The following is a 19948-nucleotide window of genomic DNA, read 5'->3' on the forward strand; positions in this document are numbered from 1 at the left end:
GGCCGGGACGTCGCGGCAAGGCGTCAGAACACGTCCGGGCACCACGCCCGGCGCGGCGCCCGGAACAACACGTCCGCCGTCGCCGCCGCGCCCGCCCGGTGTTCGTCGACGCGTCCCAGCGCGGCCAGCCGTACCGGTGACTCGTCACCCAGGCAGAGTGCACCCAACTCCGCCACGTCCAGCGTCAGATCGGCCGTCCGCGTCGTCGGGGCGCAGGAGGCTCCGGACGGCGACGCCTCCAGCAGGAAACGGCCGCCCGACAGGCCCGTGGTATCCCGGACGTCCAGGACGAGGGTGCCCCCGGTCGCGTACGTGCGTGCCTCCAGGGCCCGGGAGACGTCCAGGACACGCAGCCACAGCCAGTCCGTCTGGGACACGACGCGGGCGGCGCGCGGGTCCGGGAGGAGGAGCGGGAGCAGGTCGTCGGGCGCGCGGCGGCCCGAGCGGACCGTCGTGATCCAGTCGATGGAGCAGACGAAGTGCCACAGGGCGCGCTCCGCCACCGGGGTCGTCGCGATCAAGCCGCTCACCGTCGCCGTCTGGAGCGGCTGCTTCCGGTCACCCCAGTGGTCGTCGGCACGGTAGGTGATCAGCCCGTCCGTCTCCCCGTCGGCCGACCGGTACACGGCGTGGAACGGCTCCGTCCACGTCTCGGCCGCCGGGACGTCCACGCCGGTGTTGCGCGTCCACCAGCGCTCGCCCCGGGAGACCATGCCGTGCTGCCGTGCGGCGAGACGGCTGTGGAGCTCCGGGCCCAGCTTCCGTACGTCCGCTCCGTCCACCAGGTCGATCCGGCCGCCGTCCGCCTCGGAGGGCACCCGGCTGCGCGGGTCCAGGCCCGACCGGGTGACGTCGATCTCCCAGTCGGTGGCCCAGGCGGCCGGGCCGAAGCCGTACCGCCCGTAGATCGGGTACTCCGCGGCGATCAGCGAGGCGACCACGTCGCCGCGCTCCTTCGCCGCCGCCAGGTCGGTGGCCATCATCCGGCTGAGCAGCCCGCGGCGGCGGTGCGTGGGCGTCACCGACACGGCGGTGATCGCGTCGGCCTGCACCCTGGCGCCGCCGACGACGGTCACCTCCTGCGCGAACGACCGGAAGGTAGCCACACAGCGACCGTCGTCGAAGACCCCCTGGACGCGGGCGAGATCCGTATGGGCCAGGCGCACCGCGACCTCCTCCTCCGTCGGTCCCGAGGCCGACACCCGGAGGAACCCGGTCTCCGCGGCACGCAGCCACTCGGGGTAATCGGCTTCGGAGACGGTGCGTCGGTCAAGGCTCATCCGACCACGCTAGTCACGGGGCGCGGGGGATGTCGCATGGTTTTCCGGCCGGGGCGCTGCTCAGAACGCGGCCCGGACGCCGCCCACCTCCGCGGCACCGCCGAGCAGCGGCGCCCGCCCGATGCGGGACACCACCGGGGCGTCGACACCCAGCAGTTCGAGGGACCGGGCCAGCACCGGGCCCAGGGCACGGGTGGAACCGTCGTCGATCTTGAAGGCCAGGGCCCTGCCGTCCGGGAGCGCCAGCGCCTGCACCGCCTCCGCGCCCATCTTGGAGAGTGCGCCCGGAACCTCGCGCATCAGCCAGGTGTCCGGCCGCCGCGTGCCTGCGACGTACTCCGGGTGCGCCCGCATCGCGTCCGCGACCCGCCGCTCCGCCGTGCCCGGTTCCGCCAGCACGAACGTACGGAACGCCCGGGCCAGGCCCACCAGCCCGATCGCCATCAGCGGGGCACCGCAACCGTCCGTGCCGACCGCCGCGACGGGCTCGCCCGCCGCCTCCGCGACCACCTCGCCGACCAGCCGCTGCAACGGGTGGGCCGGGTCGAGATACGTCGCCGTGTCCCATCCGTTGCGCACGCAGACGGCGAGCATCGCCGCGTGCTTGCCGGAGCAGTTCATGGTGAGCGGCTCCCGGACACCCCCGGCGGCGAGGTACGCCTCCGCCTCGACCGGGTCCAGCGGCAGATCGGGCGGGGTCTGCAGATCGTCCGGCGCCAGACCGTGTTCGGCGAGCATCGTGCGCACCAGGTCCAGGTGGAAGGCCTCCCCTGAGTGGCTCGCCGCGGCCAGGGCCAGCCGCTCCCCGGAGAGGTCCAGACCGGCCCGCAGGATCGCCGCTGCCTGCATCGGCTTGTTGGACGAGCGGGGGAAGACCGGCGCTGCCGGGTCGCCGAGCGCGAACTCCACGCTGCCGTCGGCCGCCAGGACGACCAGCGACCCCCGGTGGTGGCCCTCGGTGAAACCGGACCGCACGACCTCGGCCAGGACCGGGGGCACGGGCGACGCGGAGGGGAATATGGGGGTCATGGGGGGCCTTCCGGGGACGGGCGTGACCCGCCCCCGGAAGGGTCGCTTCAGGCGAGCAGGTCCTCTACTTGTGCTTCCCCGTCACGGTACCTGCGGGCGATCTCCGCGCTGCAATCGTCGACGGTCCGCTGGAGCCGGTGCCGGCGCCGGGACACCTGTCGCTCGTAGCGGACGAGCCGCCCCATGGCCGTGAGGAGCTCGTCGTCCGTCCGGGCGTCGAGGTCGGAGAGCTCGACCTCCGCGAGCGTGTCCGCCGCCAGCTGCCGGTACTCGTCGCTGCGCGGCGTGGTCAGGGTGACGTGCCGCACCGAGGAACGGTGGACGGACGGGGCGTCGGCGAGGATCTCCGAGAGCCGGTCCACCACGGGCGACTCGGGGTCCACCCGGCGGGCGAGCTCGGCGCGCAGGATGTCGATCCGGCCCTGGACGAGGCGGCGCACGTAGCTGAGGTCCGCCTCGTCACGCTGGGCGTCACGGCGCCGGGTGCGCAGCTCCGGCAGTCGCAGCCCGCCGAATTCGGGCTGCGGACGCACGGCGGCCAGCCCTTCGAACGCGGCGCCGCCCGTCTGGCCGGGCACGGACACCGCTCCGTTCACCACCGCGGGCACCCGCACGGGCGGCTGGCCCGGCGTGTCACCGGTCCGCTGCACCGGCGGCCGCAGGCCGGCCGCTGTACGTGTCACTGGTACGGCGCCGGGTGATGGCCTGGTTCCACGTGTCGTCATGATGTTCCGTCCCCTCGACCGGTGCGTCGGCACACCGACATCGTGCATGGTGCCACTACGCACGGTGTTCACGCAGGTGCTCTGTACCCGTTCGGCCCAAGATAGGTTGGTCTGTATGCGTGCAGTGATACAGAGAGTGGACGGCGCGACCGTCACCGTGGCCGGCGCCGCGGACGACGCGTCGGGGACCGGGACGGTCGGCGAGATCATCGGCGAGGGCCTGTGTGTGCTGGTGGGGGTCACTCACGGGGACACCGCGGAGAAGGCGGCGCAGCTCGCCCGCAAGCTGTGGACCCTACGGATCCTGGAAGGTGAGAAGTCCTGCTCGGACGTGAATGCACCGCTTTTGGTTATTTCGCAGTTCACTCTCTACGGGGACGCCAGGAAGGGCCGCAGGCCCACCTGGAACGCCGCCGCACCGGGCGAGGTCGCGGAGCCGCTGGTCGACGAGGTGGTCGCCCAACTGCGGTCGCTCGGGGCGCGGGTGGAGACGGGCCGGTTCGGGGCGGACATGCGGGTCTCGCTCACGAACCACGGCCCGTTCACCGTGCTGGTCGAGGTGTAGCAGTGCGGCTGGACGGCCGCGCGTAGCCCCTCTACGGCTCGACGACCGTTTCCTGGGCCGCCGCGGTGTCACCCGCGATCAGTTCCGCGTCCACCGCGACGTTCCGCTTCACCAGCGCCAGGGCGATCGGTCCCAGCTCGTGGTGGCGGGCCGAGGTGGTGATGAAGCCGAGCTGCCTGCCCTCCGCACCGTCGGCGGCGAGCCGGACCGGCGTCCCGTGGCCGGGCAGATGGACCTCGCTGCCGTCGAGGTGCAGGAAGACGAGGCGGCGCGGCGGCTTCCCCAGGTTGTGGACGCGGGCGACCGTCTCCTGACCCCGGTAGCACCCCTTCTGGAGGTGCACGGCGCTGCCGATCCAGCCCAGCTCGTGCGGGATGGTGCGGTGGTCGGTCTCGAAGCCCAGGCGCGGGCGGTGCGTCTCGACGCGGAGCGCCTCGTACGCCAGGATCCCCACCGCGGGGCCGTGCGCGGCGGCGTACGTCTCCAGGTCGGCCCGGGGCAGGAAGAGGTCGCGGCCGTGCGCCGTCTCCCGTACGGCGACGCCGTCCGGGACCTCGGCGATGGAACCGGCGGGCAGATGCACGACGGCGATGTCGGCGGTGCGGTCGGCGACCTCGACCCGGTAGAAGAACTTCATCGACTCCAGGTAGGCGATCAGCTCGCCCTGGGTCTCCGGCTCGGTGTGCATCCACACCGTCGTGCCGTCGTCGACAAGGTAGAGGGCGTGCTCGATGTGGCCGTTGGCGGAGAGGATCAGCGCCTCGGTCGCCTGGTGCGGCGCGAGATCACTGACGTGCTGGGTGAGCAGCAGGTGCAGCCAGGCCAGCCGGTCGTCGCCGGTGACCGTGACGACCCCACGGTGCGAGAGGTCGACGAGGCCGCCGCCGTCGGCGAGTGCGCGTTGCTCACGGAACAGGTCGCCGTAGTGCGCGGCGACGCCTTCGTCGCGCCCCTCGGCGGGGACGGCGCCGGGCAGGGACAGCAAGGGGCTCTTCATGCGACCAAGCGTACGACCCGGGCGGCCCGCTCCACCGCGCGCTTCCGTGTCAGTCCGCCGGACCGCCCTGTGCCGCCTTCGCCGAGCAGTCGGCGCAGCGCCCGAAAATCGCGAAGTGCTTCATGTCGGTCTCGAAGCCGAAGGTGCTCCGCAGCTTCGCCGTGAAGTCGGCGACCACGTCGACATCTGCCTCGATGACGCTCGTGCAGTCCCGGCAGACGAGGTGGATGTGGTGGTGGCGGTCGGCCAGGTGATACGTCGGCGCGCCGTGCCCGAGGTGGGCATGGCTGACCAGCCCGAGCTCCTCCAGGAGCTCCAGGGTCCGGTAGACGGTGGAGATGTTCACCCCCGACGCCGTCCTGCGCACCTCGCAGAGGATGTCGTCGGGTGTCGCGTGCTCCAGGGTGTCGACGGCCTCCAGGACGAGCTGACGCTGAGGCGTCAGCCGGTAGCCACGCTGCCGAAGATCGGTCTTCCAGTCGGTGCTCACCACACGCCCAGTGTAGGGCGGGGCGAGCACCGGCCCGCCGGGGCTGCGCGGGCCTACTTGAAGAACGCGATTCCGTCGTCCGGCATGTCCCCGAGGCTCTTCGCCATCGCGGCGACCTCCTCGGGGGTGACGACCTTCTTCAGGTGCGCCGACATGTACGGCCGCAGCTCCACGTCGGGGGTGGCCTTCTCGCCGACCCACATCAGGTCGCTGTTCACATAGCCGTAGAGGCGCTTGCCGCCGCTGTACGGGCCGGAGGCCGCCGTGCGGGCCACGGCGTCGGTGACGACGTCGATCTGCGGCTTCTGCTTGGCCAGCTCGCCGTACCAGACCTCGACGATGCCCTGGTCACGGACCATGACGATCTCGACCTTGCGGTCCTTGTCGATCCGCCAGTATCCGGACTCGGACTCCAGCGGCTTGACCTGGTTGCCCTCGGCGTCCAGCACCCAGGAGTGCGAGACGTACTCGAGGAAGTCGCGGCCGTCGTGGCTGAAGGTGACTTCCTGGCCGAAGTTGCACTTCTCGGCGCCGGGGAAGTCGGAGACGCCCGCACCCGCCCAGTTGCCGAGGAGGAAGGCCAGCGGCACGAGGTCCGGGTGGAGGTCGGACGGAATCTCGATCATGAGCGGCTCAGACGATCTGTGAGGGTGTACGGAAGGTGATCAGGCGAGGGTCAGCGCTGGCCCTGGTACAGCTTCTTCACGGTCACGGCCGCGAAGGCGAGCACGCCGACGCAGACCAGGACCAGCAGGGCGGAGAAGAAAGCCTCAAGCACGGGAGCTCCTCGGAACGAACGACATGACGGCAGCGGACGGCCGGGCCCCCAGCCTAATGGGTGGGGGCCCGGCACGGCGGCCCGGGGTTTCCCGGGCGCGGTCGGCTCGGCCCGGGACCCGGGCCGTCGCGGGGGAGGTCGTTACAGTTCGGTACATGCCGAAGAAGCTCGTGATCAAGGTGACCGCCGGAGCCGACGCCCCCGAGCGCTGCTCGCAGGCCTTCACCGTGGCGGCCGTGGCCGTCGCCAGCGGGGTCGAGGTCTCGCTGTGGCTGACCGGTGAGTCCGCCTGGTTCGCCCTGCCGGGGCGCGCCGCCGAGTTCGAACTGCCGCACTCCGCGCCGTTGCCCGATCTGGTCGACTCGATCCTCGCCGGCGGCGGGATCACGCTCTGCACCCAGTGTGCGGCGCGGCGCGACATCTCCGAGAAGGACGTTCTGGAGGGCGTGCGGATCGCCGGTGCCCAGGTATTCGTGCAGGAGGCCATGGCGGACGGCGCCCAGGCCCTCGTCTACTGACCGGGAGACCTGCAGGTCACCGGCGGCGGTTCCTGCCGTCCAGCTCGTCCCACCAGGCATCCGACGTCGGATCGCCCGTCGGCTCCTCCCCGGGCGGGCGGGGCCGGGAGTCCCGGGGCCGCCGGCTGTCGGGCGGGGAGTCGTCCCACCAACGGTCCTCGGGACCACGTCGGTTGGCGACGATCGCCGCGACGGGCGGGATGACCATGGCGAGCACGCACATCGCCACGGCCGCCGGTACGGACCACAGGCGCACGAAGGCCCAGGCGGAGACGAAGAGGAGGAGGCATCCGCCCATCAGAAGGAAGTAGGCGCGCCTGCGCCGGGCGTACATGTCTCCAGCGTAGAGCTCTCCGGCGCGGACGTGCACGCGGAAACGCGCACGGACGGCACGGAGGGCCGCACCCCTGTGCAGGTGGCGTCCAACCCCCTGGGGTGCGGCCCTCCGGCCGTATGCGGTGCGTGAACTACACGGCGATGGCGACCTCGGCGAGGCCACCGGTCTGCGCCACGACCGTGCGGTCGGCGGTGCCGCCCGGGACCAGGGCGCGGAGCGTCCAGGTGCCCTCGGCCGCGTAGAAGCGGAACTGTCCGGTCGCCGAGGTCGGGACCTCGGCGGTGAACTCACCGGTCGAGTCCAGCAGACGGACGTAGCCGGTGACGGGCTCGCCGTCACGGGTCACGCTGCCCTGGATGGTCGTCTCGCCCGGCTTGATCGTCGAAGCGTCGGGGCCGCCGGCCTGTGCTCCACACATGGTGTTCTGTCCTTCTGGTCGGGGTCCTGCTGAGCGGGTCTGCGGAATTACTTGTTGGCGCCGAGCTCGATCGGCACGCCCACGAGCGAGCCGTACTCGGTCCACGAACCGTCGTAGTTCTTGACGTTGTCGACGCCGAGCAGCTCGTGCAGCACGAACCAGGTCAGGGCCGAACGCTCACCGATGCGGCAGAGCGCGATGGTGTCCTTCGACAGGTCGACCTGCTCGTCCTCGTAGAGGGCCTTGAGCTCGTCGTCCGACTTGAAGGTGCCGTCGTCGTTGGCGTTCTTCGACCACGGGATGTTGCGCGAGCTCGGCACGTGGCCGGGGCGCTGCGACTGCTCCTGCGGGAGGTGGGCCGGGGCGAGCAGCTTGCCGCTGAACTCGTCGGGCGACCGCACGTCGACGATGTTCTGGCTGCCGATGGCGGCGACGACGTCGTCGCGGTAGGCGCGGATCGACTCGTCCTGGGCCTTCGCCTTGTACTGGGTGGCCGGGCGGGACGGGATCTGGTCGCCGTCCACCAGGTCGCGGGAGTCGAGCTCCCACTTCTTGCGGCCGCCGTCGAGCAGGCGGACGTCCTGGTGACCGTAGAGCTTGAAGTACCAGAAGGCGTAGGACGCGAACCAGTTGTTGTTGCCGCCGTAGAGGACGACCGTGGTGTCGTTCCCGATGCCCTTCTCGGACAGGAGCTTCTCGAAGCCGGCCTGGTCGATGAAGTCGCGGCGGACCGGGTCCTGGAGGTCCTTGGTCCAGTCGATCCGGATCGCGTTCTTGATGTGGTTCTTCTCGTAGGCCGAGGTGTCCTCGTCGACCTCGACGATGGCGACCTGCGGGTCGTCGATGCGGGCCTCGACCCAGTCGGCGTCGACCAGTACGTCTGCGCGGCTCATGTGTTTCTCCTCCGGGGCAGTCTGCGGCGGGGTGGTGCGGTGCTGGAGTGCGAGACGTACGCGCAGGCGCTGGGGACGGAGCGCGTACGGGAGGCACGGGTCCGGCCCTGACATCGTCGAAGGGCCGGGGGGAAACGGGAGAGGGTCCCGCTCAGAAGGTGCGACAGAGCATGGCGGCGACACGGCACAGGTCCACTGCCCGCCGCTTCGTGAGGTCCGCCTGTCGCTTCATGCGTCCGATCGTAGGGAGGTACGGGCGGGAATGTCACCGTCGTGTCGCATGATGAGACTCGATCGTCCGCCATGCGAGACGCGATCATCCCGCGAAGCCCGGGTCGGCGCCCGTCGGGTGCCTGGGTCCCACAGGCATCTGCGGAGCGGACGGACCCGTCTCACTATCCGGATCCACGACCACGCGTCCGCCTCGGCGGTGCCCCTACCCCGCCCGGCCGCGGCTTATCCGCAGGTGCTCCGAGGCGCCCGTCAGCCCGCCAGCCGGATGTCGGCGCCGGTCATCGAAATCTCCAGCCCGCCCGGGGTCGCCTCGATCTTCTCCAGCTTCAGACCGTCGGGCAGTCCGCCGATCGCACGCTCGAAGTCGGTCTTCTTCCTGACCATGCCCTCCAGGCCGGGAACGCCCTCGCCCGGGACCTCGTCGGCGCGCACCCTGACCGTGTCGCCGTCGACGAGGGTGACCGTGGACAGCACGCTGCGCGTGACCGTCTGCTCCAGCACCGGGATCCGGACCGTGCCGGTGACCTTGACCTTGCCGTCACCGCCGTAGGCGACCGTGACGTCCTCGTCGGCCGCCTCGGTGAGGGCGGCGTACGGGATGACGGCCGACCCGGTGGCCCGGGCTGCCGTCGCGCTGGTGTAACCGGCACCCAGCGTCACCTGCCGCAGCTGGGCCTGTATCTCGCTGATCCGTATCTCCCGCCCGGCCGCGCTGGCCCGGATGTCCTTGACCGTGACGTCGACACGGTCGAACTCCGACCCGGCCACCTGGGTCAGGAACGGGAAGCCCTTGATCGAGACGTCCGTCGAGCCCGTCTCGGCGCCGCCGAAGGCGATCCGCCCCTCGGCCTCCGACTCCGCGAAATACACGGCGGCGCGGTCCAGGGCGACGAAGACGCCGCCCAGCACCACGGCGATGATCAGCAGTATTCGCAGTGCTCGCATGCCTGTTGTTCCCCCACTCGGACCGGCCTGACCCTGGTACGTGAGCCTACTGCCGCTTCTGCGGTGCGCCCGGAGTGATCGACGAGCGGCAGGCCCCGCCGGTTCCCCGGAGCGGGGAGAGGAGTGAGGGAACGTCAGGAAACTCCGCGCGTCAGGCGATCACGCGCCCGATCAGATAGACCGCGGGAGCCGCGGCGGTGAGCGGCAGCGCCACCCCTGCGGTCATGTGCACGAAGCGGGACGGGTAGTCGTAACTCGCGACCCGCAGGCCGATCAGCGCACAGCCGCCGGCCGCGAATCCGAGGAACGGGCCCTGGATCTCGAGGTTGCCGAAGTCCATGAACCCTCCGACGGCCCAGCCCGCACCCGCCGAGGCGAGCAGCGCCACGACGACGGAGACCGGTCCGGGCAGCGGCAGGGCCCTGACGAGCACGGCCACGGCGACCGCGACGCAGCCCACCGTCACCGCGTCCGGGACGGCCGCGAGATGTCCGGCGGCCAGCACGGCGAGCGCCGCCGACACGACGGTGGCCGTCAGGCTGTACATCCGTTCATCGGCACCGGCTCGGCTGCGCAGCTGGAGCACGAGGGTGAGCAGCACCCAGACCCCGAGCGTGCCGAGGAGGGCCGCGGGGGCGTTGCCCCGGCCCGCAGCGAGCAGCACGGCATCGGCCACGACACCACCGGCGAAGGCCAGCACGATGCCCTGCCTGGCCGGCCACATCCCGTTGAGCCTGAACCATCCCGCGGCCGTCACGGCCTGGAGCAGCACGAGGGGCACGAGCAGGGCGTACGCCCCGATCGCGGCGCCGAGCGCGAGCAGCAGGCCGAGGCCCGCGGTGATCGCGGCGGGCTGCATCCCCGGCGCGATGATCGGCGAACGCCCCTCGGCGCGGGCCCGCTGCGCGTCGGTGATCCGGCTGTTGCCCAGGGTGGTGGGCGCGCTGTAGCCCGTGTCGTCGGGCACGGCTGCCGGGGCGGGTGGGGCCGCGGGTGATGCCGGGGCCACCGGGACCTCGGGCGGAAGCGGGTACGCGCCCGACGTGCCGTACAGGGGAGCGGCCTGCTGCTGGGGCTGCTGCGGCTGCGGCTGCTGCTGGGGCTGCTGCGGCTGCTGGGGCTGGATCGCCGGCTGGTACTGGGTGTCCCAGGTCTGGCCCTGCCACGTCTGCGCCAAGCCCTGGTCGACGGCACCCTGGGGATCGCCCTGCCCGGGAGGGAAGGCGTGCTGCTGGTGCGCGTACGGCTGTTGCTGCTGCCCGTACACCGCGTCGTACTGCTGACCCGGGTCCTGGTACCGCTGCGCGTGTCCCGGGTCGTACTGCTGCTGACCGTGTCCCGGGTCGTACGGATACTGCTGATCGCTGTTGCTCATGGTCTGCGGTTCACCCTCCTGCGAACGGCGGGAGCACCTCGACCGTGCCGCCCTCGGCAAGCCGTACGGTCTCATGACCGCGGGTCCCCACAGGATTCCCGTCGATCAGGAACGAGCATCTGAGCAGTACGCGCGTCAGCTCACCGGGGTGCCGCTCGCGCACCCCGTCGAGCGCCTCGGCGAGTGTCTCCGCCGTGTACGGCTCCTCCGCGGTCCCCGCTGCGGCCTTGGCCGCGGCCCAGTAGCGGATCGTCCCCGCTGCCATGGCTGCACCCCTTTCCTCGTACGTCAGCTGTCCATCATGGAGCACGCCGACCCCGCCCAGTCCGCGATTCGGGCCAGCAGCTCCGCGTCCGCCGCGTTCTCCGCGTGGCCCATGCCGTGTTCCAGCCAGAGTTCCGCCCCGTCCGCCGCCGCTCCGGCCAGCATCCGCGGATGGTCGACGGGGAAGTACGGGTCCCTGTCGCCGTGGACGATCAGCAGGGGCGCGGTGATCAGCGGGACCGCCTCCACCGGCGAGAGCGGCACCGGGTCCCAGTCCTCGCGGTGGATGCGGGTGCGGAAGCCGTAGCGGCCGACGAGGCGGCCCGTGGGGCGCGTGACGACCCAGTGCAGGCGGCGCATGGGGGCCGTGCCCCGGTAGTACCAGCGGGCGGGGGCGCTCACGGCGACGACGGCGTCCGTGTGCGCGGTGGTGCCCGAATGCCCGGATGAATGCGCCGCCGCGCGCCCCTCGTGCGCCCTCTGCGCCTCGGCGCGCCGCGCCACCCGTTCGGACCTCACTGTTGCCGAATCCTCATTCACCGATTCAGCGGCTTTCCCCGCCGTATACAGCGCGGCGTGCCTGAGCACCACGGAACCGCCCATCGAGAAGCCGACCGTAACGACGCGGCGGTGTCCCAGTGACCGCGCCCAGGCGACCGCCGCCGCCAGGTCCAGCACCTCGCGATCACCCACCGTGGACCGTCCGCCGGACCGTCCGTGCCCCCGGAAGGAGAACGTGACCACCGCCGCACGCTGGGCGAACACCGCGGCGGCCCGCAGCAGCGCCGGCCGGTCGACCGCGCCGGTGAAGCCGTGTGCGAGGACCACGGCCACCCCTTCGGGCGCACGGCTCCCGGGGCCTTCGGAACCCGCCGTACACGGGGTGTACACCGCCTCGATACGGACGCCGTCACCGGTCAGCAACGTGGTGCGCCGGGGCACGCGCGTGATCGAGGGAACAGAAGAACTCGGGAAACAACCCTCGGACGCTGAACTCATGTGGGCTATTCTGCTGCGAAGAGGATCCGGGCAAAGCAGCCCCCGGATCCTTTTGTGCTTTCCGAGTGTTGTTACGGCAACGTTTCCACAAGCTCAGCGGTCCCCGGGCGCGGGACCGCACAGTAAAAACCGTATGACGGTCGTCGCGGGTGATGGCCGTACGGGAGTACGAAGCAGTGCCGCACTACTCCCCCGGGTCCGACCCGGGAGTGCCCCTCTCGCAGGGAACGAGGAGGACCGACGTAATGGGCGAGCTGAACGTGCACGATCGACCGACGACCCAGGCAGGTGGGCGGCGATGAGTTCACTGCTGCTTCTGACGAATGCCCTTCAACCGTCGACGGAGGTGCTCCCCGCCCTCGGCCTTCTGCTGCACAGCGTGCGGGTCGCCCCCGCCGAGGGGCCCGCGCTCGTCGACACCCCGGGTGCCGACGTCATTCTCATCGACGGCCGCCGCGACCTCCCCCAGGTGCGGTCGCTCTGCCAGCTGCTGCGGTCCACCGGGCCCGGCTGTCCGCTGATCCTCGTCGTGACGGAGGGCGGCCTCGCGGCCGTCACCGCCGACTGGGGCATCGACGACGTCCTGCTGGACACCGCGGGCCCCGCCGAGGTCGAGGCCCGGCTGCGGCTCGCCACCGGCCGCCAGCAGATCACCACCGACGACTCCCCCATGGAGATCCGCAACGGCGATCTCTCCGTCGACGAGGCCACCTACAGCGCCAAGCTGAAGGGCCGGGTCCTCGACCTGACGTTCAAGGAGTTCGAACTGCTCAAGTACCTCGCCCAGCACCCTGGCCGGGTCTTCACCCGCGCCCAGCTGCTCCAGGAGGTCTGGGGCTACGACTACTTCGGCGGCACCCGCACGGTAGACGTCCACGTACGGCGCCTGCGGGCCAAGCTCGGCCCCGAGCACGAGTCCCTGATCGGCACCGTCCGCAACGTCGGCTACCGCTTCGTCACCCCCGAGAAGGTGGACCGGGCCGCCGAGGAGGCCAAGGCCAGGGCGGCGGCGAAGCCCGCGACCGAGGGCCTCACCCGTTCGGAGCAGTCCTCGGAGGCCGAGATCGCGGAAGAAGCCCCGGTCCGGCCTGCCAAGGGGTAGGTCGATCCGCGTAGACTGCCGCGCGTGGCCAAGGTGACGCGGGACGATGTGGCGAGACTGGCGGGGACCTCGACAGCGGTCGTCAGCTACGTCATCAACAACGGACCGAGGCCGGTCGCCCCGGCCACGCGCGAGCGGGTGCTCGCAGCGATCAAGGAGCTGGGCTACCGGCCCGACCGGGTCGCCCAGGCCATGGCCTCACGGCGGACCGACCTCATAGGGATGATCGTGCCGGACGCCCGGCAGCCGTTCTTCGCGGAGATGGCACACGCGGTCGAACAGGCGGCGGCCGAGCGCGGCAAGATGGTGCTCGTCGGCAATTCCGACTACCGCGACGAACGCGAGGTCCACTATCTGCGGGCCTTCCTCGGCATGCGGGTCTCCGGGCTGATCCTGGTCAGCCAGGGACCCAGCGAGCGCGCGGCTGCGGAGATAGAGGCCTGGGACGCCCGCGTCGTCCTGCTGCACGAGCGCCCCGAGGCGATCGACGACGTCGCGGTCGTCACCGACGACGTGGGCGGCGCCCAGCTCGCCACCCGCCACCTCCTGGAGCACGGCAACGCCTATGTGGCGTGCCTCGGCGGCATGGAGTCGACCCCGGTGGTCGGCGACCCGGTCGCCGACCACATCGAGGGCTGGCGCCGGGCGATGCAGGAGGCCGGCCGGTCGACGGAGGGCCGGCTCTTCCACGCCCCGTACAACCGCTACGACGCCTACCAGGTCGCCCTGGAGCTCCTCGCCGGTCCTGACAGACCCCCGGCGATCTTCTGCTCGACGGACGACCAGGCCATCGGGGTGCTGCGGGCCGCGCGTGAGCTGCGGATCGACGTACCGGGCGAGCTCGCCGTAGCGGGCTTCGACGACGTGAAGGAAGCCGGGCTGACCGACCCGCCGCTCACGACGGTCTTCTCGGACCGTCCGGCGATGGCACGGGCGGCCGTGGACCTGGTCCTCGACGACTCGCTGAGGGTCTCGGGCTCGCGGCGTGAGCGGCTGAAGCAGTTCCCGTCCGCGCTGGTGGTACGCCGGTCGTGCGGCTGCGGCGAACCGCCGGTCACCGCTCGGTAGCGGGGCGCTCTCTTTACATCGGGCATACGAGGTTCTGCCGGGCTTCTCAGGACGTACTCAGGCTGCTCTCATGTTCGCTGACCACTCTCGTAGACATGACCGACAGCCACCGCCCGAGCGGCGCGTACCCGATGGCCCCCTCCCACGACGACGGCTCGTACGACCACGGTTCGCACGACGACGGCTCGTACGGGACCGCTCCGTACGTCGGTGGCGAGGCGGGCTATCCGCCGCCGCCCGCCCATCAGCCCGAGGTCCCCGCCCACGCCTGGCCCGCCCCGGCACCCCAGCCCTTCCCGGCCGCTGACGCCGCCGAGCCGGTGCGCCGGGTCAAGCGGCCGTTCGCCCTGCTCGCCGCCGTGGCGATCGCCGCGGCGGCGATCGGTGGCGGCACCGCCACCCTCATAGGAGAGCTCGCGGACGGCGGCACCAACGGCTCCGGATCCGGCGTCGTCAACGGCACCACCGTCTCGCAGAGCAGCGCCGGCACGGTCTCCGGTGTGGCGGCGGCCGTGTCCCCGGCCATCGTCGAGATCGGCGCGACGTCCTCGGCGGGCGACGCCACCGGTTCCGGTGTCGTCATCACGGCGGACGGCGAGATCGTCACCAACAACCACGTCATCTCCGGCGCCTCCGAGATCGAGGTGACGCTCAGCACCGGCAGGACGTACACCGCCGATGTCGTCGGCACGGACGCCGACAAGGACCTGGCGCTGATCAAGCTCCAGGGCGCGAGCGGGCTGAAGACCGCCTCGCTCGGTGACTCCTCCTCGGTGAAGGTCGGCGACCAGGTCGTGGCGATCGGCTCGCCCGAGGGCCTCACCGGCACGGTCACCAGCGGCATCGTCTCGGCACTCGACCGCGATGTCACGGTCGCCAAGGACGAGGAGCAGGGGCAGGAGCAGCAACAACAGGGCGGGCAGAACTGGCCGTTCGAATTCGGCGGGCAGCAGTTCAACGGCGACACCGGCTCGTCCAAGACGACGTACAAGGCCCTGCAGACCGACGCCTCACTCAACCCCGGTAACTCCGGCGGCGCGCTGATCAACATGAACGGCGAGATCATCGGTATCAACTCCGCCATGTACTCGCCCAGTTCGGCCGGCGCATCCGGCAGCTCGGCAGCGGGCAGCGTGGGGCTCGGATTCGCCATCCCGATCGACACCGTCAAGGCCGATCTGGACTCCCTGCGCGCCGGCGCCGGCTCCTGACGAGGCCGTCCCCGTGGACCCCGACACCGCCCCGCAGCCCGCGAGCGGCGCGCGACGCCGCAGGGCTGCCGTGCGAGGCTGAGAACCCAGCACCCAGCACCCGCCCCCGGCATCACGGAAGAGGACGAAGAAGCGATGAGCCCCGCCGAAGACGATCCGCAGCGTGTCCTGATCGTCGACGACGAGCCCGCCGTGCGGGAGGCGCTGCAGCGCAGCCTCGCGTTCGAGGGGTACGGAACCGAGGTGGCCGTGGACGGCTACGACGCCCTGGCCAAGGCCGAGGCGTACGCCCCCGACCTGATCGTCCTGGACATCCAGATGCCCCGCATGGACGGCCTCACCGCCGCCCGGCGCATCCGGTCCACCGGGTCGACCACGCCCATCCTGATGCTCACCGCCCGCGACACCGTCGGCGACCGGGTCACCGGCCTCGACGCGGGAGCCGACGACTACCTCGTCAAGCCCTTCGAGCTGGACGAGCTCTTCGCCCGCATCCGCGCCCTGCTCCGCCGCAGCTCCTACGCCGTCGCGGCGGGCGGGCCGCTCCCCGACGACGACGTGCTGTCCTTCGCGGACCTCCGCATGGACCTGAACACCCGCGAGGTCACCCGGGGCACGCGCCGGGTGGAGCTGACCCGCACCGAGTTCACCCTTCTGGAGATGTTCCTGGCCCACCCCCGGCAGGTGCTCACCCGCGAGCAGATCCTCAAGGCGGTCTGGGGCTTCGACTTCGAGCCCAGCTCCAACTCCCTGGACGTGTACGTGATGTATCTGCGCCGCAAGACGGAGGCGGGCGGTGAACCGCGCCTCGTCCACACCGTGCGGGGCGTCGGGTACGCCCTGCGCTCCGGCGGCGGTGACGGGTGACCGGCCTGCCCCGACGGCTCCGCGCCCTGCCCCTCCGCTCCCGGCTCGCCCTGCTGGTCGCCATGGCGGTGGCGGTGGCGGTGGCGGCGGTGGCCGCCGCCTGCTGGTTCGTGACGCGGGAGCAGTTGGAGCAGCAGCTGGACAACTCCCTGCGCAACTCCCCGACCGTCGACAAGTCCTACGTGGAGGAGCTCCTGGCCAGCTGCCGGGGGGCGGGGCGTGGCCCCCTGCGTTCCCCGGGCTCCTACTCCCTGCAGATCATCGACGCGGCGGGCACGGTCTGCGAGAGCCCCGGCTCGACCCGCATCACCCCGACGGACGAGGACCTGGCCGTCGCCGGCGGCAAACGCGGGGACGTGCTGTACTCGGCGACCGGCGCCGACGACCAGAAGATGCGGGTCTACACCTACGGTCTGGAACTACGCCCTTCCGGTGAGATCTACGCCGTGTCGGTGGCGCGCCCGGAGAAGGAGGTCACCGACCCGCTCTCCACCCTCGCCTGGGTGCTGGTCCTCGTCGCCGGCATCGGCGTCGTCGGAGCCGGCGCGGCCGGCCTGTGGATCGCCCGCACGGGCCTGCGCCCGGTCGACGACCTCGCCCACGCCGTCGAGCACGTGGCCGAGACCGAGGACCTGACCATCCGGATCCCGGCCGAGGGAGAGGACGAGATCGCGCGTCTCTCCCGTTCCTTCAACGCCATGACCAGCTCCCTGGCCACCTCCCGCGACCGTCAGGCGCAGCTCATCGCGGACGCCGGGCACGAGCTGCGCACCCCGCTCACCTCGCTCCGTACGAACATCGAGCTGCTCGCCCGCAGCGACGAGACGGGCCGGGCCATCCCGCCCGACGACCGCAAGGCCCTGATGGTGTCGGTCAAGGCCCAGATGACCGAGCTGGCCGCGCTCATCGGCGACCTCCAGGAGCTCTCCCGCCCCGACGCCGCCCAGCCGGGCCCCCTCCAGGTGGTCGCGCTGCACGAGATCACCCGTAACGCCCTGCAACGCGCCCGGCTGCGCGGCCCCGAGCTGACCATCACCGCCGAGCTGGCCCCCTGGTACGTACGGGCCGAGCCCGCCTCCCTGGAACGGGCGGTCGTCAACGTGCTGGACAACGCGGTGAAGTTCAGCCCGGCGGGCGGGACGATCGACGTCGTGCTCCACCGCGGCGAGCTGACCGTACGGGACCACGGCCCCGGCATCCCGGCCGAGGACCTCCCGCACGTCTTCGACCGCTTCTGGCGCTCCCCCTCGGCCCGCCAGCTCCCCGGCTCGGGCCTCGGCCTGTCCATCGTGGCCCGCACGGTCCAGCACGCGGGCGGAGAGATCGCCCTGCGCCCGGCGGCCGAGGGAACCGGCACCCTGGCGTCGATCAGGCTGCCGGGGGCGCCTACGCCGCCGCCGGGGGTGTGAGGGCGGGGCAGCTCGGAGCCGGCGGCGGAATTCCGCGCGGCGAGCTGCGGGGCACGGGAGAATGCGGATCATGGACTACGGCGTGTGGGAGCCGGCGCGGCTCGGGCAGATCCAGCTGCCGGACGGTCGGCTCCTGGGCTGGGCGGAGTGGGGACCGGCCGATGGCACCCCGGTGCTGCTGTGCCCGGGGGCGGCCACCAGCAGGTGGCTCGCTTTCGGCGGCGGCGTCATCGACGCAGCAGGTGTCCGGCTCGTCAGCGTGGACAGGCCCGGCCTCGGGGCCTCCGACCCGGCCCCCGGCCGGACCCTGACCGACTGGGCCATCGACATACGGCACCTCGTCCAAGAACGGGCCCTGGGCGCGCCGTCGGCGGTGGGGTTCTCGCAGGGGGCACCGTTCGCCCTCGCCCTGGCGGCAAACGGTTCGGTGAACGCGGTGGCCGTGGTGTCCGGCAGCGACGAACTCGCGCATCCGCGCTTCGCTCACTCGCTGAACCCGCAGGTGAGGGGCATGGTGGACGCCGTCGCGGCCGACTCCGACGCCGCTGAGGCCTCCTTCGCCGGCTTCGGCAGCGCCGGCACACTGTGGGATCTGATCATCACGACGAGCCCCGAGGCAGATCGCGCGGTCTACACCGACCCGGCCTTCCAGCACGCCTTCCGGCGCGCGATGAACGAGGCCTTCAGCCAGGGCCCGGCGGGCTACGCCCGCGACACCGTTCTGGCGATGGGCCGTTGGCCGTTCGACCTCACCGACGTGGCCGTCCCGGTCGACCTCTGGTACGGACAGCAGGACACCAGCCCGGTCCACTCCCCGGATCTAGGTGAATCGCTCGCCCGGATGATCCCGACGTCGACCCGGCACCTGCTCCCCGCCGCCGGGGGATCCTTGCTCTGGACACACGCCGAGGCCGTCCTGCGCACCTTGCTGGCCCACGACCGGTGACGACGGTGGGATCGAACGGCTCCGGTCCGTTCGCTACGCCGTGCTGCGCTGGGACATCCGCCGCGTGATCCGGTCGAACAGCTCCGTCAGCGGCTCGCCGACGTCCTGGCCGAACTCGGTCAGCCCGTAGGTGACCTGGGGCGGCGTCGTCGGCTCGACCTCCCGCCAGATCAGGCCGTCCTGGACCAGCGCACGCAGGGTCTGGGAGAGCATCTTCTCGCTGATGCCCTGGATGCTCTCGCGCAGTTCGTAGAACCGGAGGTTGTCACTCCGCAAGGAGATCAGCACCCAGATGCCCCACCTGCTGGTCACATGGTCGACCATCTCACGCGCGGGGCAGTCCGTGTGAAACACGTCATACCGCCGCCCCGCCTCGACCTGCCTACGCTGCACGCCTTCTATCACGTCATGAACTTACCTCAAGGTATGCCCTTACCAAAAGTTAGCCCGCGCCCCTAGCGTCACGTCCACACAAGGACTTCTGACCAGGAGCTATTCATGATCGTAGTAACCGGAGCCACCGGAAACATCGGCCGGCCGTTGACGCAGACGCTCGCCGAGGCGGGCCGACAGGTGATCGCCGTGTCACGGCACACGACGGAAGTACCGGACGGTGTCCGCCACGTGGCGGCCGACCTGACCGAGCCTGGCAGCCTCAAGCCCGCGCTCGCCGGGGCGGAGGCACTGTTCCTGCTGCTCTCCGGCGACCTGCACGCCACCGGAGCCAGCCCGGCCGACATCATCGGCGAGGCCGTGGCCGCCGGAGTCCGCCGGGTCGTCCTGCTCTCCACACTGGGCGTGGCCACCAGGCCCTTCGGCCGCACACGGATCGCCATGCGCGAGCTGGAGGACACGCTGCGGGAGTCGGGCCTGGAGTGGACCATCCTGCGGCCGGGCGGCTTCGACTCCAACGCCCTGTGGTGGGCCGAGTCCGTACGCACGCAACAGGTCGTCGCCGCGCCCTTCGGCGACACCGGGGTGCCGATCATCGACCCGGCGGACATCGCCGCGGTCGCGGCGGCCTGCCTGCTGGACGACCGTCACACCGGCGGCGTGTACGAGCTGACCGGCCCTGAGGTGATCACTCCGCGCCAGCAGGCGGATGCCATCGCCGCCGCGCTGGGGACGCCGGTGAAGTTCGACGAGCTCACCCGCGCCGAGGCAAAGGCAGGCATGTCCCGGAGCATGCCGGCGGAACTCGCCGACGACACCCTGGACATCCTCGGTTCCCCGAGCCCGGCCGAGCTGCGCGTCAGCCCGGACGTCCAGCAGGTCCTCGGCCGCGCCCCGCGCCCCTTCGCCGACTGGGCCGCCCGCAATGTCGACGCGTTCCGCTGAGGCCGGCCGACCGGAACCCGGCCTGAAGTCGACGCCGACCTGACCCACCAACGGGCCGATCCCGACACCGCAGCCACGAGGACACCGTCGTGGGGGGGGGGGGGGGCGGGGGGGCGGACCACGCCCAGCGCCCGCACCGCAGAGAGACCAGCCAGCCGCC

The 19948-nt window shown here is 71.6% G+C and carries 24 protein-coding genes; 9 read left to right on the plus strand and 15 right to left on the minus strand.

All coding sequences use genetic code 11. The features are described from left to right. Positions 1-23: 23 nt before the first annotated feature. From ABT001_RS06080 to ABT001_RS06090, 3 genes are read right to left on the minus strand one after another with little or no spacing between them, the layout of a single operon-like run. Positions 24-1280 carry a GNAT family N-acetyltransferase gene (locus ABT001_RS06080; RefSeq protein WP_351272995.1) on the minus strand — a complete coding sequence of 419 codons (1257 nt, stop codon included), beginning with the start codon at positions 1278-1280 and terminating at the stop codon, positions 24-26. A gap of 60 nt (positions 1281-1340) precedes the next feature. After that, complete coding sequence (locus ABT001_RS06085; RefSeq protein WP_351272998.1) at positions 1341-2309, minus strand: asparaginase; 969 nt, start codon at positions 2307-2309, stop codon at positions 1341-1343. Positions 2310-2356: 47 nt separating this feature from the next. Next, positions 2357-3034, minus strand: coding sequence for an RsiG family protein (locus ABT001_RS06090; RefSeq protein WP_351273001.1), 678 nt, complete (start codon positions 3032-3034; stop codon positions 2357-2359). 115 nt (positions 3035-3149) lie between these two features. Between ABT001_RS06090 and dtd the strand changes: the two genes are divergently transcribed. Next, complete coding sequence (gene dtd / locus ABT001_RS06095) at positions 3150-3599, plus strand: D-aminoacyl-tRNA deacylase (protein ID WP_351273004.1); 450 nt, start codon at positions 3150-3152, stop codon at positions 3597-3599. 31 nt (positions 3600-3630) lie between these two features. Here dtd and ygfZ read toward each other — a convergent pair whose 3' ends face one another. From ygfZ to ABT001_RS06110, 3 genes are read right to left on the minus strand one after another with little or no spacing between them, the layout of a single operon-like run. Further along, positions 3631-4596 (minus strand): CAF17-like 4Fe-4S cluster assembly/insertion protein YgfZ, encoded by a 966-nt coding sequence (gene ygfZ, locus ABT001_RS06100; protein WP_351273007.1) that lies wholly within the window; start codon positions 4594-4596, stop codon positions 3631-3633. A 49-nt stretch (positions 4597-4645) separates the two neighbouring features. Beyond that, positions 4646-5089, minus strand: coding sequence for a Fur family transcriptional regulator (locus tag ABT001_RS06105; protein ID WP_351273008.1), 444 nt, complete (start codon positions 5087-5089; stop codon positions 4646-4648). A gap of 50 nt (positions 5090-5139) precedes the next feature. Further along, complete coding sequence (locus ABT001_RS06110) at positions 5140-5712, minus strand: heme-binding beta-barrel domain-containing protein (protein WP_150488558.1); 573 nt, start codon at positions 5710-5712, stop codon at positions 5140-5142. A gap of 307 nt (positions 5713-6019) precedes the next feature. On the opposite strand from ABT001_RS06110, the gene ABT001_RS06115 reads away from it, so the two are divergent. Next, positions 6020-6382, plus strand: a complete 363-nt coding sequence (locus ABT001_RS06115) for a DsrE family protein (RefSeq protein ID WP_351273011.1) — start codon at positions 6020-6022, stop codon at positions 6380-6382. 16 nt (positions 6383-6398) lie between these two features. Here the strand turns inward: ABT001_RS06115 and ABT001_RS06120 are convergent, their stop codons facing one another. From ABT001_RS06120 to ABT001_RS06155, 8 genes are all read right to left on the minus strand, one after another. Beyond that, positions 6399-6716, minus strand: a complete 318-nt coding sequence (locus ABT001_RS06120) for a DUF3099 domain-containing protein (RefSeq protein ID WP_351273014.1) — start codon at positions 6714-6716, stop codon at positions 6399-6401. Positions 6717-6849: 133 nt separating this feature from the next. Further along, a complete protein-coding gene (locus ABT001_RS06125; RefSeq protein ID WP_014154938.1) occupies positions 6850-7137 on the minus strand; it encodes a DUF1416 domain-containing protein in 288 nt (95 codons plus the stop codon). Between the two features lie 47 nt (positions 7138-7184). After that, positions 7185-8030 carry a sulfurtransferase gene (locus ABT001_RS06130; RefSeq protein WP_351273018.1) on the minus strand — a complete coding sequence of 282 codons (846 nt, stop codon included), beginning with the start codon at positions 8028-8030 and terminating at the stop codon, positions 7185-7187. 151 nt (positions 8031-8181) lie between these two features. Next, a complete protein-coding gene (locus tag ABT001_RS06135) occupies positions 8182-8262 on the minus strand; it encodes a putative leader peptide (RefSeq protein ID WP_350310325.1) in 81 nt (26 codons plus the stop codon). Positions 8263-8513: 251 nt separating this feature from the next. Continuing rightward, on the minus strand, positions 8514-9209 hold the full coding sequence (locus ABT001_RS06140) for an LmeA family phospholipid-binding protein (protein ID WP_351273021.1): 696 nt from the start codon (positions 9207-9209) through the stop codon (positions 8514-8516). Positions 9210-9360: 151 nt separating this feature from the next. Continuing rightward, on the minus strand, positions 9361-10584 hold the full coding sequence (locus ABT001_RS06145) for a hypothetical protein (protein WP_351273023.1): 1224 nt from the start codon (positions 10582-10584) through the stop codon (positions 9361-9363). A 10-nt stretch (positions 10585-10594) separates the two neighbouring features. Further along, positions 10595-10849 (minus strand): MoaD/ThiS family protein, encoded by a 255-nt coding sequence (locus tag ABT001_RS06150; protein ID WP_099174183.1) that lies wholly within the window; start codon positions 10847-10849, stop codon positions 10595-10597. Between the two features lie 23 nt (positions 10850-10872). Further along, the gene (locus ABT001_RS06155) at positions 10873-11847 is read right to left on the minus strand and encodes an alpha/beta hydrolase (protein WP_351273025.1); all 975 of its coding nucleotides are present in this window, start codon (positions 11845-11847) and stop codon (positions 10873-10875) included. A 298-nt stretch (positions 11848-12145) separates the two neighbouring features. Here ABT001_RS06155 and ABT001_RS06160 point away from each other — a divergent pair, with 298 nt between their 5' ends. From ABT001_RS06160 to ABT001_RS06185, 6 genes are all read left to right on the plus strand, one after another. Next, positions 12146-12949: a response regulator transcription factor gene (locus ABT001_RS06160; RefSeq protein WP_351273027.1), complete on the plus strand. Its 804-nt coding sequence runs from the start codon at positions 12146-12148 to the stop codon at positions 12947-12949. Positions 12950-12973: 24 nt separating this feature from the next. Continuing rightward, positions 12974-14017, plus strand: coding sequence for a LacI family DNA-binding transcriptional regulator (locus ABT001_RS06165; protein ID WP_351273030.1), 1044 nt, complete (start codon positions 12974-12976; stop codon positions 14015-14017). 95 nt (positions 14018-14112) lie between these two features. Further along, on the plus strand, positions 14113-15228 hold the full coding sequence (locus tag ABT001_RS06170) for a S1C family serine protease (RefSeq protein WP_351273033.1): 1116 nt from the start codon (positions 14113-14115) through the stop codon (positions 15226-15228). A 135-nt stretch (positions 15229-15363) separates the two neighbouring features. Further along, positions 15364-16095 (plus strand): response regulator transcription factor, encoded by a 732-nt coding sequence (locus ABT001_RS06175; RefSeq protein WP_351273036.1) that lies wholly within the window; start codon positions 15364-15366, stop codon positions 16093-16095. Beyond that, positions 16092-17504: a sensor histidine kinase gene (locus ABT001_RS06180; RefSeq protein WP_351273038.1), complete on the plus strand. Its 1413-nt coding sequence runs from the start codon at positions 16092-16094 to the stop codon at positions 17502-17504. Before ABT001_RS06175 ends, ABT001_RS06180 begins: the two co-directional genes overlap by 4 nt. A gap of 70 nt (positions 17505-17574) precedes the next feature. Further along, a complete protein-coding gene (locus ABT001_RS06185) occupies positions 17575-18450 on the plus strand; it encodes an alpha/beta fold hydrolase (protein WP_351273041.1) in 876 nt (291 codons plus the stop codon). Positions 18451-18483: 33 nt separating this feature from the next. On the opposite strand, the gene ABT001_RS06190 is transcribed toward ABT001_RS06185, so the two are convergent. Next, on the minus strand, positions 18484-18855 hold the full coding sequence (locus ABT001_RS06190) for a winged helix-turn-helix transcriptional regulator (protein WP_351273043.1): 372 nt from the start codon (positions 18853-18855) through the stop codon (positions 18484-18486). Positions 18856-18948: 93 nt separating this feature from the next. Here ABT001_RS06190 and ABT001_RS06195 point away from each other — a divergent pair, with 93 nt between their 5' ends. Then, positions 18949-19788: an SDR family oxidoreductase gene (locus ABT001_RS06195; RefSeq protein WP_351273046.1), complete on the plus strand. Its 840-nt coding sequence runs from the start codon at positions 18949-18951 to the stop codon at positions 19786-19788. Positions 19789-19948: the final 160 nt, after the last annotated feature.

The organism is Streptomyces sp. NPDC002793, from assembly GCF_040295485.1.
Taxonomy (GTDB): Bacteria; Actinomycetota; Actinomycetes; order Streptomycetales; family Streptomycetaceae; genus Streptomyces.

Coding starts and splice junctions, on each gene's coding strand:
- ABT001_RS06140 (WP_351273021.1), bottom strand. CDS start 9,209: ATGCGAGCACTGCGAATACTGCTGATCATCGCCGTGGTGCTGGGCGGC.
- ABT001_RS06195 (WP_351273046.1), top strand. CDS start 18,949: ATGATCGTAGTAACCGGAGCCACCGGAAACATCGGCCGGCCGTTGACG.
- ABT001_RS06110 (WP_150488558.1), bottom strand. CDS start 5,712: ATGATCGAGATTCCGTCCGACCTCCACCCGGACCTCGTGCCGCTGGCC.
- ABT001_RS06175 (WP_351273036.1), top strand. CDS start 15,364: ATGAGCCCCGCCGAAGACGATCCGCAGCGTGTCCTGATCGTCGACGAC.
- ABT001_RS06130 (WP_351273018.1), bottom strand. CDS start 8,030: ATGAGCCGCGCAGACGTACTGGTCGACGCCGACTGGGTCGAGGCCCGC.
- ABT001_RS06170 (WP_351273033.1), top strand. CDS start 14,113: ATGACCGACAGCCACCGCCCGAGCGGCGCGTACCCGATGGCCCCCTCC.
- ABT001_RS06125 (WP_014154938.1), bottom strand. CDS start 7,137: ATGTGTGGAGCACAGGCCGGCGGCCCCGACGCTTCGACGATCAAGCCG.
- dtd (WP_351273004.1), top strand. CDS start 3,150: ATGCGTGCAGTGATACAGAGAGTGGACGGCGCGACCGTCACCGTGGCC.
- ABT001_RS06135 (WP_350310325.1), bottom strand. CDS start 8,262: ATGAAGCGACAGGCGGACCTCACGAAGCGGCGGGCAGTGGACCTGTGC.
- ABT001_RS06085 (WP_351272998.1), bottom strand. CDS start 2,309: ATGACCCCCATATTCCCCTCCGCGTCGCCCGTGCCCCCGGTCCTGGCC.
- ABT001_RS06150 (WP_099174183.1), bottom strand. CDS start 10,849: ATGGCAGCGGGGACGATCCGCTACTGGGCCGCGGCCAAGGCCGCAGCG.
- ABT001_RS06160 (WP_351273027.1), top strand. CDS start 12,146: ATGAGTTCACTGCTGCTTCTGACGAATGCCCTTCAACCGTCGACGGAG.
- ABT001_RS06185 (WP_351273041.1), top strand. CDS start 17,575: ATGGACTACGGCGTGTGGGAGCCGGCGCGGCTCGGGCAGATCCAGCTG.
- ABT001_RS06115 (WP_351273011.1), top strand. CDS start 6,020: ATGCCGAAGAAGCTCGTGATCAAGGTGACCGCCGGAGCCGACGCCCCC.
- ABT001_RS06155 (WP_351273025.1), bottom strand. CDS start 11,847: ATGAGTTCAGCGTCCGAGGGTTGTTTCCCGAGTTCTTCTGTTCCCTCG.
- ABT001_RS06145 (WP_351273023.1), bottom strand. CDS start 10,584: ATGAGCAACAGCGATCAGCAGTATCCGTACGACCCGGGACACGGTCAG.
- ygfZ (WP_351273007.1), bottom strand. CDS start 4,596: ATGAAGAGCCCCTTGCTGTCCCTGCCCGGCGCCGTCCCCGCCGAGGGG.
- ABT001_RS06120 (WP_351273014.1), bottom strand. CDS start 6,716: ATGTACGCCCGGCGCAGGCGCGCCTACTTCCTTCTGATGGGCGGATGC.
- ABT001_RS06090 (WP_351273001.1), bottom strand. CDS start 3,034: ATGACGACACGTGGAACCAGGCCATCACCCGGCGCCGTACCAGTGACA.
- ABT001_RS06080 (WP_351272995.1), bottom strand. CDS start 1,280: ATGAGCCTTGACCGACGCACCGTCTCCGAAGCCGATTACCCCGAGTGG.